The sequence below is a fragment of the Kribbella sp. NPDC051620 genome (assembly GCF_044453825.1).
GTDB lineage: Bacteria > Actinomycetota > Actinomycetes > Propionibacteriales > Kribbellaceae > Kribbella.
Genome location: NZ_JBITDB010000004.1, coordinates 151898 through 163849 on the forward strand (window position 1 = coordinate 151898; position 11952 = coordinate 163849).

16 protein-coding genes and 1 riboswitch are annotated in these 11952 nt (G+C 68.0%); of the genes, 5 read left to right on the forward strand and 11 right to left on the reverse strand.

Going from position 1 to position 11952, the window contains the following annotated elements:
* Positions 1–11 precede the first annotated feature (11 nt).
* Together ACIA12_RS19650 and ACIA12_RS19655 are read left to right on the forward strand one after the other, a co-directional pair.
* Positions 12–863, forward strand: a complete 852-nt coding sequence (locus tag ACIA12_RS19650; RefSeq protein WP_396368443.1) for a fumarylacetoacetate hydrolase family protein — start codon at positions 12–14, stop codon at positions 861–863.
* 148 nt (positions 864–1011) lie between these two features.
* Complete coding sequence (locus tag ACIA12_RS19655; protein ID WP_396368444.1) at positions 1012–1470, forward strand: NUDIX domain-containing protein; 459 nt, start codon at positions 1012–1014, stop codon at positions 1468–1470.
* 31 nt (positions 1471–1501) lie between these two features.
* Here the strand turns inward: ACIA12_RS19655 and rox are convergent, their stop codons facing one another.
* Positions 1502–2932: a rifampin monooxygenase gene (rox, locus tag ACIA12_RS19660; RefSeq protein ID WP_396368445.1), complete on the reverse strand. Its 1431-nt coding sequence runs from the start codon at positions 2930–2932 to the stop codon at positions 1502–1504.
* A 159-nt stretch (positions 2933–3091) separates the two neighbouring features.
* Between rox and ACIA12_RS19665 the strand changes: the two genes are divergently transcribed.
* Entirely contained in the window at positions 3092–3469 is a 378-nt protein-coding gene (locus tag ACIA12_RS19665) for a VOC family protein (RefSeq protein ID WP_396368446.1), read from the forward strand.
* A gap of 119 nt (positions 3470–3588) precedes the next feature.
* Here the strand turns inward: ACIA12_RS19665 and ACIA12_RS19670 are convergent, their stop codons facing one another.
* The 7 genes from ACIA12_RS19670 to ACIA12_RS19700 form a co-directional block, all read right to left on the reverse strand.
* Positions 3589–4074: a hypothetical protein gene (locus tag ACIA12_RS19670; RefSeq protein ID WP_396368447.1), complete on the reverse strand. Its 486-nt coding sequence runs from the start codon at positions 4072–4074 to the stop codon at positions 3589–3591.
* A gap of 122 nt (positions 4075–4196) precedes the next feature.
* On the reverse strand, positions 4197–4568 hold the full coding sequence (locus tag ACIA12_RS19675; RefSeq protein WP_396368448.1) for a hypothetical protein: 372 nt from the start codon (positions 4566–4568) through the stop codon (positions 4197–4199).
* Entirely contained in the window at positions 4565–5656 is a 1092-nt protein-coding gene (locus ACIA12_RS19680; protein WP_396368449.1) for an alpha/beta hydrolase, read from the reverse strand. The genes ACIA12_RS19675 and ACIA12_RS19680 overlap by 4 nt, the downstream gene beginning before the upstream one ends.
* Before the next feature lie 73 nt (positions 5657–5729).
* A complete protein-coding gene (locus tag ACIA12_RS19685) occupies positions 5730–6350 on the reverse strand; it encodes a histidine phosphatase family protein (protein ID WP_396368451.1) in 621 nt (206 codons plus the stop codon).
* Complete coding sequence (locus ACIA12_RS19690; protein ID WP_396368452.1) at positions 6347–7141, reverse strand: CbtA family protein; 795 nt, start codon at positions 7139–7141, stop codon at positions 6347–6349. Before ACIA12_RS19690 ends, ACIA12_RS19685 begins: the two co-directional genes overlap by 4 nt.
* Positions 7142–7181: 40 nt before the next feature.
* Positions 7182–7385 (reverse strand): CbtB domain-containing protein, encoded by a 204-nt coding sequence (locus ACIA12_RS19695; RefSeq protein WP_328331054.1) that lies wholly within the window; start codon positions 7383–7385, stop codon positions 7182–7184.
* A gap of 54 nt (positions 7386–7439) precedes the next feature.
* Positions 7440–7504, reverse strand: a riboswitch (cobalamin riboswitch).
* 109 nt (positions 7505–7613) lie between these two features.
* On the reverse strand, positions 7614–8234 hold the full coding sequence (locus ACIA12_RS19700) for a hypothetical protein (protein ID WP_396368453.1): 621 nt from the start codon (positions 8232–8234) through the stop codon (positions 7614–7616).
* 148 nt (positions 8235–8382) lie between these two features.
* On the opposite strand from ACIA12_RS19700, the gene ACIA12_RS19705 reads away from it, so the two are divergent.
* Positions 8383–9024, forward strand: coding sequence for a LysE family translocator (locus tag ACIA12_RS19705; RefSeq protein WP_396368454.1), 642 nt, complete (start codon positions 8383–8385; stop codon positions 9022–9024).
* A gap of 54 nt (positions 9025–9078) precedes the next feature.
* On the opposite strand, the gene ACIA12_RS19710 is transcribed toward ACIA12_RS19705, so the two are convergent.
* Positions 9079–10467: an MFS transporter gene (locus ACIA12_RS19710; RefSeq protein WP_396368455.1), complete on the reverse strand. Its 1389-nt coding sequence runs from the start codon at positions 10465–10467 to the stop codon at positions 9079–9081.
* A gap of 69 nt (positions 10468–10536) precedes the next feature.
* The gene (locus tag ACIA12_RS19715; RefSeq protein WP_396368456.1) at positions 10537–10905 is read right to left on the reverse strand and encodes a DUF1304 domain-containing protein; all 369 of its coding nucleotides are present in this window, start codon (positions 10903–10905) and stop codon (positions 10537–10539) included.
* Between ACIA12_RS19715 and ACIA12_RS19720 the strand changes: the two genes are divergently transcribed.
* Positions 10898–11104, forward strand: a complete 207-nt coding sequence (locus ACIA12_RS19720) for a hypothetical protein (protein WP_396368458.1) — start codon at positions 10898–10900, stop codon at positions 11102–11104. The two genes, ACIA12_RS19715 and ACIA12_RS19720, sit on opposite strands and share 8 nt — an antisense overlap.
* Here the strand turns inward: ACIA12_RS19720 and ACIA12_RS19725 are convergent.
* Positions 11094–11900 carry a phosphotriesterase gene (locus ACIA12_RS19725; RefSeq protein ID WP_396368459.1) on the reverse strand — a complete coding sequence of 269 codons (807 nt, stop codon included), beginning with the start codon at positions 11898–11900 and terminating at the stop codon, positions 11094–11096. The two genes, ACIA12_RS19720 and ACIA12_RS19725, sit on opposite strands and share 11 nt — an antisense overlap.
* Positions 11901–11952: the final 52 nt, after the last annotated feature.

An 11952-nucleotide genomic window follows, 5' to 3' on the forward strand; every position in this document is an offset into this window, starting at 1 on the left:
TAGGAGTGTTTGTGGAACTGCTGCGCCTCGGCGCGGTCGGCGAGGAGCGCCCGTACGTGCGCGCCACCGACGGCACCGTCTACGACCTGAGCTCCGTCACCGCCGACATCGACGGCGCCTTCCTCGCCTCGGACGGCATCGCCCGGACGCGTTCTGCTTTGGAGGCTGGCTCGCTGCCGGCAGCTTCGACCGAGGGGCTCCGCGTGGGCGCCCCGATCGCGAAGCCGGGCGCGGTCGTCTGCATCGGCCTGAACTACGCGGCCCACGCGGCCGAGTCGGGTGCCGAGCCGCCGAAGAACCCGGTCGTCTTCTACAAGCACCCGAACACCGTCGTCGGCCCGCATGACGACATCCTCGTCCCCCGCAGCTCGACCAAGACCGACTGGGAGGTCGAGCTCGCCGTCGTGATCGGCAAGACCGCCCGGTACCTGAACACGGACGAGGAGGCGCTCGCCTGCATCGCCGGCTACACGGTCTCCAACGACGTCTCCGAGCGCGCCCTGCAGCTTGAGGTGTCCGGCGGCCAGTGGTCCAAGGGCAAGTCCTGCGAAACCTTCAACCCCCTCGGCCCGGCGTTGGTCCCCGCCGACGAGATTCCGGACCCTCAGGCTCTGGCCCTGAAATCCTGGGTCAACGGCGAACCCCGCCAGGACTCCAACACCCGAGACATGATCTTCTCGGTCGCCGCCCTGATCCGCGACCTCTCCCAGTACATGACCCTCGACCCCGGCGACGTAGTCAACACCGGCACCCCCGAAGGCGTAGCCCTCTCCGGCCGCTTCCCCTACCTGACCCCCGGCGACACCGTCGAATGCGAAATCGAACACCTCGGCAAACAATCCCAAACCCTCACCAAGGCCTGACCCCCCGGAGCTGCGTGGGGCTCAACTCCCCCACGCAGGCCTTCGCCGAGTTGGCATCGAACGCCCACCACCGGAGGCGCTGCCTCTTATCCGAAGGCTTCGTGATCTGGCCCACTGGTTGTCGGAGGGGTCTGGCAGGGTGCTCTGCATGTTGATTCCGCGGGCGGTGGCGGTCGTTGCCGAGGGGCGTCGTGTGCTGGTGATCAAGCGCTATCTGCGGCACAAGGTGGTTGGCGATTGCGTGATGTGTGAGGCCGGCGGCTGGGCTGGTCCGGACTGCCCGGGGCACCACTACGCGGTCCTGCCTGGCGGCCACGTCGAGGAGGGCGAGAGCGCTGAAGCAGCTGCGCTGAGAGAGCTGACCGAGGAGACCACGCTCACCGCCCGGATCGACCGGCTGCTGTGGACCGGCAAACACAACGGTCGGCCGGCATCGTACTTCTTGGTAGCCGACGTGAATGGCACCCCTGTCCTGTCCGGCCCGGAAGCGGAAGAGCACAGCCCGGACAACAACTACGAGCTGAGGTGGGCGGAGTCGCACGAGTTCGACGAACTCGGCCTCTACCCTGCCGATGTCCGGGCACCGCTGAGTGAACTCCTGGCTTGAAGTTCACGGCGGCTGCAGCGAGGTTGAGCAGCTAGTCCGCCGACGCCTCGCCGAACCACTTCTGTAGGGCAGTTTGCAGGTCCTGCTGGTTTTCGCCGAGCCAGGCGACGTGGCCGTCGGGGCGGAGTAGGGCGGCGGGGAAGTCGGCTTCGTCGGTGGTGTCGATGACGTGGTCGACTCGGTTGGTCCAGCCTTCGGTGGAGAGTTTGCCGGTTTGGTCGAGGAGGAGGGCGCGGCCGGTGTGCATGAGGCCGTACAGGTGGCCTTGTTTCAGTTGGACGTCTTTCAGGCGGCGGCCGAGCAGGTGCGGGCCTTCGCCGAAGTCGTAGTGGATGTCCACCGACATGATCATCTGGGTCAGGTAGCGGTTCACCTCGTCGAAGTCCATCAGGTCGGAGACCAGGTTGCGTACGGCGCGGCCGGCCGGGTCGTTGGACATCAGGACGCCCTGTGCCACGGTGTTTTCCAAGACACTGGCCGCGACCGGATGGCGCTCGGTGTGATAGCTGTCGAGAAGGTCATCAGGCGCCCAGCCGTTGACTGTGGCGGCGAGCTTCCAGCCGAGGTTGAAGGCGTCCTGGATCCCAAGGTTGAGGCCCTGGCCGCCGATCGGCGGGTGGACATGCGCCGCGTCGCCGGCCAGCAACACGCGGCCGGTCCGGTACTGCTCCACCAGCCGGGTGGCATCGGTGAAGCGGGACGTCCAGCTCGGCGAATGCACCCCGAAGTCGGTACCAGCGGTGGCGATCATCTGCTTGCTGATCTCGTCGATGGTCGGCGGGATCCGCGGATTCTCCGACACCCCGGCGGCGGGTACCACGACGCGGTACATCCCGTCCCCGACCGGCCCCGCGCCGAACCACAGCTCGGTCTTGCGTACCTCGGTCATCACCTCGGTGACGGTCTCCGGCGACGCGGTCAGTTTCAGCTCGGCCAGCAGCGCCTCCCTGGTGGCCTCCTGGCCGGGGAAGGCGACGCCGAGCAGCTTCCGCACCGTACTGCGGCCGCCGTCACAGCCCACGAGGTAGCGCGAGCGGAGTTCGGTACCATCGGCCAGCTCGACCGTCACGCCGTCATCGTCCTGGCTCAGGCCGACCAGTTCCGCGCCGGTCCGGATGTCGGTACCGACCTCAGCGGCGTACTCGGTCAGTACCCGGTCAGTGACCGGCTGGAGGATGCCCAGCGTGTACGGGTGGTTGGTGTCGAGCCGCTCGGGCGCGGGCTTGCGGATGCCGGCGAAGAAGCCGCCGACCGGATACTTCGTGCCGAGCGCGAGGAACCGCTCGAGCAGACCGCGTTGGTCCATCACCTCCACGGTGCGCGCGTGCATACCGAGCGAACGGACGATCGGAGACGGCTCCAGGAGCCGCTCCAGGACGACCACCTCGACTCCGTGCAGTCGCAGCTCGGCGGCCAGCATCATGCCGGTCGGTCCACCACCGGCGATGATCACGTCAATCATGCAAGATCCCCCAAGGTCGCTTTTGCCCTGATTTTGTTCAGGTTTCTGGCTACGGCGAGTGATTCTCCAGCACACCCCGGGTCTTGCGGCAAGCCCACCCCTGCGCTATAAATTAGTTGTGGCAAGGAGATGCGCTTCTCCTTGCCTATTCTTTTGCCCATGACATCAGTTGTGCGCACCGTGACCTTCGACGCCCGTGACCCCTACGAGCTGGCCGGCTTCTGGCTCCAGGTACTGCGGGCCGAGCGCCCCGAGGACGACGCGCCGGGCGATCCGTACGCGGCGGTGAACACGCCCGAGGTGAAGCTCCTCTTCGAGCAGAACAACGACGAGAAAGCCGCCAAGAACCGCCTCCACCTCGACCTCGTCCCCGACGGCCCCCGCGACGCCGAGGTGGAATGGCTGCTCACCCTCGGCGCCACCATCGCCAACGACTTCCGCGAGCCAGACGGCAGCGGCTGGGTCGTCATGCAAGACCCAGAACTCAACGAATTCTGCGTCCTCCGAAGCACAGCCGAACGCGCCGCCACCAGCTGACCAGTTCGCCGAGCGCCCCGCGCGCCAACGTGCCTCGAGCCTCGAGCCTCGAGGGGACACCCGCGGCGCGCGCCTGCGCGCGGAGTACGGGCTGGCAGGAATATCAGTCGGCGGTGATGTCAGAGACCAGCTCGTGACGCCGGCACCACCACTCGGTCGACGCTGGGATCGAACTCAAGTACCGGGTCGCCGTGACTTCCTTCGGAGGTCATCTTCACAGGCTTGCCCAGCCGGCGGCCGATCGCACGCAGAAGCCGACAGAGGTCATCCACACCCTCCTGGCCCTGCAGTTCCCGAAGGTCGACGTCGAAGTCGATCTGCTCGGCATACATCAGCCAGAAGTTCGCCTGCACCCCTGGCACAGGCCAAACCTTGAGTACCGCTGTCTCAACGTCGTCGGGACGTGGGAATGCATCGGCTGCAGTCGGTAGCCGTCGGAGAGCGCCACCCAGCCAGTACTCCCACCTCCAACCCTTCGTCCGTACTAGGTCGAACACGGCCTGCCAGTCCTCGACGGAGGCGCCGGGCACAAAGATGTCCGGCAATGGCCCCATGAAATCAGGGTCGAAGAAGTCCCTGACGTCCTCCCACAACAGATCCGGCATCCCACCATCCTGGCGATCATCCCAGCAGCACGCAGCTCATTTCTTGTCGAATGGTGGGCCCGCCGACTGCCCATCACCTTGCGCACCAGCGTTGACGAGGGACCGGGCGCGCACGTGGGGATTTACACAGTCGGCGGGGTTTGGCCGGTGAAGGTTATCCGCCAGTCCGTGGTCCAGGCGTGGACTGTGATGTCGAAGCCGTTGTGGTGGGCGGACAGGCGGTGGTGGCCGTCTTCTGGTGGGGGGATTTCGGTTTGCCAGCCTCGGGCTTGGAGGGCGGCGGAGGCGGCGGCTACGGCGCGGGCTGGGTCGGTTGAGGTTGGGTTGCCGGTTTCTACCGTGACGCTGGAGACGGTGGCGGGGGCGCGGCCGTCGAAGAGGGCGCCGGGGTTTACCGGGCCGGGGTCGTGGGTGATGACCGGCTGCTGGGTCGGTACGACGGTTGCCGCTACCGCGAGTAGTTCTTCGCGGAGGAACTCTCGAGCGTCCATCATCGCTGTGGCCCCTCTGCTCGTCGTGAATTCGCTGATCCGGTCGGAACCCGGGCACCGTCCGCGGCATGCTGAGCTGCCGCAGAGCGGGATGGTCGCCCAACTGCTGCCATTCCGTCATACACCTTGGCGGCGGCTCCTGAGAGGCCTCGGAGGCCGGGGCCCCAGGCTAGGTGGGTCTCCTGCATGGGGGTGGTGTCGGTTCTTGAGATGTGGGCCAGGTCGCCTCGTACCACTCGGCCGACGTTGCGGAGGGATTCGCTGTTCGTGCGGTAGTACTCGTTGTGCCAGTGCACGGAGACTGCCTCATCAGAAGCGATCGGATCGGCCGTCGCCATCCGGATCGCATCCGCGAAGTCGGCGGGATCGGGGCCGTGCCATTGGGTGTAGGCGACGTAGTCGCCCGGTGCGCGTTCGACGTACAGGCGCGTCGGCGGTGCGACCAGATCCGTTGCCTGGTCGACGTGTTTGTCGATCCCGGGACTGCCTGTCATGACGACCCGGTCCGGGCGCGCGCCGTTCAGCAGGGCCTGCCCGACGACCTCCGTGCCGTAGCTGTGCCCGACCATCGTGATCTTTGCCGAAGGCAACTTCACCGCGTCCAGTCCGTCGACGAAGGCGGCCAGTCGGGGCGCGGCCTCCAAGGCGGGCGCCTTGCTCATCGCAGCCGGTATCCCCTGCGGCGAGTCGTAGTCAAGCCACACGATCACGGCAGTACCAGGACCGGCCTCATGCCGGATCGCCTCGCCACGATCGGCCTGACCACCGAACGTCTCCAGCGAGTTGCCCATCCCCGGTACCAGCAAGGCCACGTTACGCGCCGACTCGAGATCGCCCAGCACCTCGACCGCCCGGCCCTGTCCCGCCAGGTCGACCGACCAGAACCGCCGGTACCGCCGCACCGGCACGACGTTGCCCGAGGCATCGACCTCGGCGGTCAGTACCGGCCTGAGCAGGTCGTTGACCGTGTCCAGCCGGGTACGGTCCTGCTTGCTCGCGGTATCCGCGTCGACCGCCGCCTGCAACCGGTCACGCGCAGCGACCAACAACGAATGGTTCGCCTCGAACCGTGCGTCGAGCTCGTCCACCATCCAGCAACTCCCCGTCAGTCACCAAGGTCCCACGCAGTGTGACACTCGGAAACCCCTGACGGGAAGAGCTGATCTAACCGAAGGTAAGTGACCAGCTACCAGCGTGAGCCGACAACCGCACCACGGACAGCGGCCGCACGTCGACATGCCGCAGCGACTCAGCAGGCGCGTCAAGCACGTACAGCACCGCAGCCCGTACCACCGCCGGATGCACCACCGCAGCCACCGTACGCAGATCCGCCTGACCCCGGCCCCCGTTATCCACAGGCCCGTCATCCACAGCCCCGGAGCCGCCGAAAACCCCGGCGCTCGCGGAGTGGGTCAGGTCGCCGAGCCAATCCGCCACCCGCGTGATGACGTCGTTCTCAGTCTCGCCGCCAGGCGGCGCAGTGTGCGGGCGCTCGAGCCAGGTCGCCACCGCACCCGGCGACGCCTCGAGCAGCTCCTCCAGCTCACGCCCGGTCCAGTCGCCGTATTCCCGGTCTCGCAGCGCCGGTACCACCACGGGCGACAACCCGAGCGCCGACGCCGTGGCCAGCGCGGCCGTCTCCGGTCCGGCGTACACCTCGCCGGCAACGATTTTCAGCTCGCGCGCCGCCTCGACCCCAGCAGGATCCGGTGCCGTATCACCGCCGAGGACCAGGCCGCGGAGGGCGGGCGTCAGCGCGTGCGCGACCAGCGTGAGAGACGTCAAGCGGCAACCACCTCAGAGTCGACCTTCCCCGTACGCCGGTCGATCGCCGCCGCGTAGCCGAGCCCGAGGAGCAGCCAGAGTGTGGTCTGGGTGCCCAGCGAGGCCAGCCGGAACTTCCACAGCAGCGTAGCGGGGAACGTCTCCGGAACCTCGTTGATCGCCGGCAGAATCAGGTACGCGGCGACCACAGTCGCCAGGAACGCGGCTCCCCCGACCGCGAGCCGGATCCACGGTACCGACCCGAACCGGGCCGACCAGCGCGACGCGGCGACGCCGGCCCAGACGGCGAGCAGGCCGATCACCAGGGTCAGCAGGTAGGTGATCGTCCGTTTGGTGATCGTGTCGGGGTCGCCGACCGCGGGCGGTGTCGGCGGGTACTTGAGGAACGGGACCAGCACGATCCCGACATACCCGGCGGCGGCCAGCCCCAGGGCGGCGTACGAGTCGCTGGTCCGCAAGCGCCGGCGCAGGAGGGTGAAGCCGACGGCGAAGATGCCGCCCAGCGCCGCGCCGTACAGGGAGGTGGCCAGGAACAGCCCGGCTCGCTGGCCGTCCCGGCTGACGAGCGGCTTCTCCTCGGCCCCATGGCTGTGCCCGGCGGTAGAGCTGTCGTCGTGGGTGTGCTCGGCGGTGGAGGGGTCGTGCGAGTGCGCGGCAGCGTTGGCCTCTTCGATCGCGATCGCCGAGTCGATGTCAGGCTCGCCGACCACGTACGCGAAGGTTCCGGCCAGCAGGCCGGCGAAGAGTCCGACGATCAGTCCGCGCACCAGGAGGGATCCGAAGGTGCGCATGGCAGTCCTGTCGTTCAGTGAGGTGGTACTACGGCAGGACTCAGTGGCACGGGACGCCGAGCAGGTGCCGGCCGTCGTGCATCAGCTCGTGCAGGTACATGCCGGAGCGCGACAGCGCACCCTGGTCGAAGCCGACGAGGTAGGCGAGCATCAGCGCCAGTACGACGGTGACGAGGGCGATCGCGAGCAGCCGGGGCGAGATCGCCGGGACTGCGACTGAGCGGGCAGGCGTGGTTGCCGACATCGGAGACCTCCTAGGGAAGTGCGCGTCCCTAATCGAAAGGCTGCTGGTGCCTGAGCGTCCTGACTCACGAGCGAGCTCGTTCACAGTGGCGCGGCCGTACCGGTCTCTCACCGGTTTCCCTCATGGCACCGCAGGTTGTCCCCCGAAAGGTAGCCGCCCGGTTCCACCGGGGTCAACGCGGCGACCACGCCCAGGTGGGAAAGATCACCTGAGCGTGGTCGGCCGGGCTCACTCGTGGTACGTCACCTGCAGCCGGGCGGTGTCGCCGAGGAACTTCTTCCACTGGTACATGTTGGCTTCGTCCACAGCCCGGAGTCCCAGCGTCAAGAACCTCTCCTGCTTGTCCACAGCCTGCTGCACGACGCCGGCCAAGCCGGGAAAGATCAACTGCTGGTCCGGCTGCCCGGCACCGGCATAGGCCGCCCCTGTGGCCGTACCGGCGTAGCCGAGCCAGGAGCCGGCGAAGTTGTTCCAGGTCAGCGGCTGGTCAGCGTCGATGCCCCCGGTTGTCCACAGGGCGACGGGCGTCGGGTTGGGAGTCGGCGTGTGATCGAGCACGATCGAGAAGCCGGCCTCTTCGATCACGCCGCCGGCCAGCGCGGTGATATCGAACCGGAACACCGACCGCCACAGCGCGGACCCGCCGAACTCGAGACCGACCTTGGCCCGGTCGCGATCGAACCAGTACGACGTACTGGGCCTCGCCTTGTTGATCTGGGTCCAAGTGTCGGCGTACTGCGCGAACGTGAGCGTGCCGGCGGCGCTGGCCTGGCCGGCCGACAGCACGATGGGAGCGGCGACCGCTGCGGCGGCGAAGCCCAGGACGGAACGCCGGCTGTGTGTCTGCATGGATGAGTCCCTCGGGATCGGCGGATCGGGATCCTCACCGTGCCAGTTCGCCCTGGACCGGAAAACCGTTTCGAACCTGCTCGAAGGCCTGCTCCGAGGCGCTGGAAAACCCCAGGCGACACGGGGAGGGCGCACCTACTCTGAGGGCATGCCGTCCAGTCATCATCTGATCGCCTTCGCGATCACCGCGTTCGTCATCATCGTCGTGCCCGGGCCGAGTGTGCTGTTCATCGTCGGCCGCGCGCTCACCGTCGGCCGCCGTGAAGCGGTCCTGACCATGCTCGGCAACACCGTCGGCGCCGCGGTGATGCTGATCGCCGTCTCGCTCGGGCTCGGGGCGCTGATCGCCGCCAGCGCGATCGCGCTCACGATCGTGAAGCTGGCCGGCGCGGCGTACCTGGTCTATCTCGGCGTGCACGCCTTCCGCACGCGCAAGTCGCTGGCCGAGGCGCTGAGCCGCGGCGCCAAGCCGGGCAGCGCTCGCCGGGCCCTGCGTCAGGGCTTCCTGGTCGGTGTGACGAACGCGAAGACGGCGGTGTTCTTCGCGGCCGTCCTGCCGCAGTTCGTGGACAAAGACGCGGCTAGCCCGGCGTCGTTGCAGATCCTGCTGCTCGGGTCGGTCTTCCTGCTCATCGCGCTCTGTTCCGACGGCCTCTGGGCCCTCGCGGCCGGCACGGCGAGGAACTGGTTCGCCAGGTCGCCGCGCCGGCTCGAACTCGTCGGCGGCACCGGCGGCCTGATGATCATCGGCCTCGGCGCCAGCATCGCGGTCACGGGAGCGAAGGACTAGGGTCGGCGACCCGCGACGGGCCGCAGGAGGTTGGTGTGTGGTCGGGGTCCAGGGCTAGTGAGTGCGCGCGGTGCGCCGGCTGGCGGCGACTCCGACCAGGGCTAGGAGGGCGGGGAGGCCGAAGGCGGTGAGGTAGGCGGTGGTGGGTGAGTGGGGGTAGATGGCGGCGAACAGGGTGCCGCCGATGGCGAGGACCGTGGCTGTGGCGAGGGCGTCGCTGAGTTGGAGGGCTGAGCTGTTCGAGCCTTGTTCCTCGCGGGTGGAGTACTCGAGTACCAGCACCGAGACGGTCGGGAAGACGGTGCCCATGCCGAGGCCGGTCAGGCCCCAGCCGAGGATGCCGACGATGACCGGGACGTGCGGGTTGAGCGTGAGCGTCGCGGTCGCGATGCCGAGCACGATCGAGATCATCCCGGCCTGCAGGAACACTGAATGCGAGAACGGCTGGACCGGACGGCCGCGGTACCAGGACGCCGTCGTCCAGGAGAGCGCGCTGACCGTCAGCACCAGCCCTGCGAACGCCGGCGACAGCCCCCGCTCACGGGTCAGCATCAGCGGCAGGAACACCTCAGCGCCGAACCCCGCCGCCGCCACCAGACCACGCAACGCGATGACCGCCGGCAGCCCGGACGAGATCCGGAACGTCCCCTTGGGCAACAACTTCGGCGCGAAGACCGCGACCCCGGCGAGACCCAGCGCAACCAGAACCGGCTGCAGCACTCCACTCTGCTGACCGCCGTAACTCAGAACCCCGACGCCAACAGCGGCTGCAACCGCCCAGAGCGCCCGCCGATCCCACAACGATCCTGCCTTCACAACCGACCCCGAGTTGGCGCCGGCTAGGCCGGGGCGCATCACCAGTACTGCGGGGACGGCCAGTGCCGGTACTGCGAGGAACACGATCCGCCAGCTCGTGTGCTCGACGATCAGCCCGGCGATGGCCGGCCCGACCAGCGACGGAACGACCCAGCCGGTGGCGAAGGCAGCGAAGATCCGGGCCCGGAGCTCGGGCGGGTACAGGTGTCCGACGACGACGTACAGGGCGACCGTGACCAGACCGCCGCCGAACCCCTGGATGATGCGGCCGGCGACCAGCACCTCCATCGTCGGCGCGGCCCCGGCGATGATCAGCCCGAGCAGGAACCAGCCGGTGCCGTACCAGAGCGGCCGGATCGGCCCCTTCAGATCACTCCAGGTGCCCGAGACGACCATCGCGACCACGCTCGACGCGAGCGGACCGCCGAAGGCGAGCGCGTACAGCGCCAGCCCGTCGAGCGCCTGCGCCACGGTCGGCATCGCGGTGGTGACGGCGAGGTTCTCGAACGCGATCAGGGTGATCAGCGCGACCATACCGATCGTCAGCGCCCGGTACTGCGGCGCCAGCACGCTGGTGGCTCGGGGCTTGATCGCGGTGTCGGCCGGCTGGTCGGCGGTTGTCGTCATGCCGAGCAGCCTCCGATATCAAGTGTACTTGAAGTCAATGCGCTGACCTCAAGTGCACTTGATGGGAACTCAGAGAGCGGCGGCGAGGACGAGCGCGATGATCGGCGGTACGGCCTGCAGCGCGGCCGAACGGGCCATCCGGCGGTCCGAGGCGATCAGCACGATGCCGGCGCCGGCCATACAGGCGCAGGCGAACAGTGCGATCGCGTGCCCCTTGTCCCCGCCGGCGATGAGTCCACCGATCGCGCCGAGGGCGAGGAACAGGTTGTAGAAGCCCTGGTTGAAGGCCCACGGCTTGGAGATCGTTGCCTCGGCCTCGTTCGGGATTCCGAACCGCTTGTACGTGCTCGGCTTCATGAAGAGCAGGCTCTCCATCGCGAAGACGGCAAGGTGGAAGACACCGGCGAGGGCGACGAAGATCTGCGCGATCGTGTTCACGAGCGAACGGTACCGCGAGCGGATCCGCAAGCGGCGCAGCTCGACGCTCGGAGGCGGGGTCGCTCGACGCTCGGAGGCGGGTGGCTCGGCCTACGGCAGGGTTGCGAAGGCTCGGGCTGGGTTGTCGATGAAGAGCTGGGTCGCGATCTCCGGGCCGAAGGTGCGGATCAGCCGTGGGCGGAGGCCGGTCAGCAGGTAGGGATGCCGGGGCCTTCTCCGGTGGCCGCTCGGGCTCGGGCGGTGGTGGTGTCGCCGCCGAGTAGCAGCCGGTCGGCGTACCCGGCGTCGATCAGCGCGGCGAGGCAGTCGAAAAGCCGCGGATCGGTCGCGTTGTTGGCGCGCGACGGGCCGTCGAAGGCGAGGAACGGTCCGCGGGCGGCCAACTCGAGGTGGAACCGATGATCCGGGAAACGGTTCAAATGCCCGAGAATCACCCGCTCCGGTGCGACCCCAGACTCGTCGACCAGCAGATCCAGTACTGCGTCCGCCGCGCTCCCCAGCTCGTGATGGATCGCGATCGGCGCCCCAGTGGCGTGTTGCGCCTCGGCGGCGGCGATCATCACCACTCGCGCGTGCTCGTCGAGGACGTGGAATCCACCGGCGACCTTGATCAGCCCTGCCTTGACTCCGGTGTCACCAATCCCCTCGGTGAGCTCCCGCACGAAGATCTCCGCCAGCCGCGGCCGTACCTCGTCCACCACCCCTTGGGGATAGTGCTCGGCGCGATGCAGTCCGCTCGCCGCAACGAGATGAATCCCTGTGTCAGCAGAGATCCTGGCCAGGTCGGCCGCTCGACGACCGAGCCCGTACGGCGTCCACTGCACGATCGCCTGCCCACCCGCGGCCTTGAAGTCCCTTACCTCAGCAGCCGCCGCGTCGGCATCATCCAACTCCTGCCCCGCCAGCAACACACTCCGGAAGAACAGATGATCATGCGAGTCAGTAACCCCGAGCTCCCCAGCCGGCAGGTCCCCCAACACAGTCCTGACCTTCACACCCCATCCTTCCCCACAACAAAGCCGAGCCCGCCCAGGCTATGCCTGGACG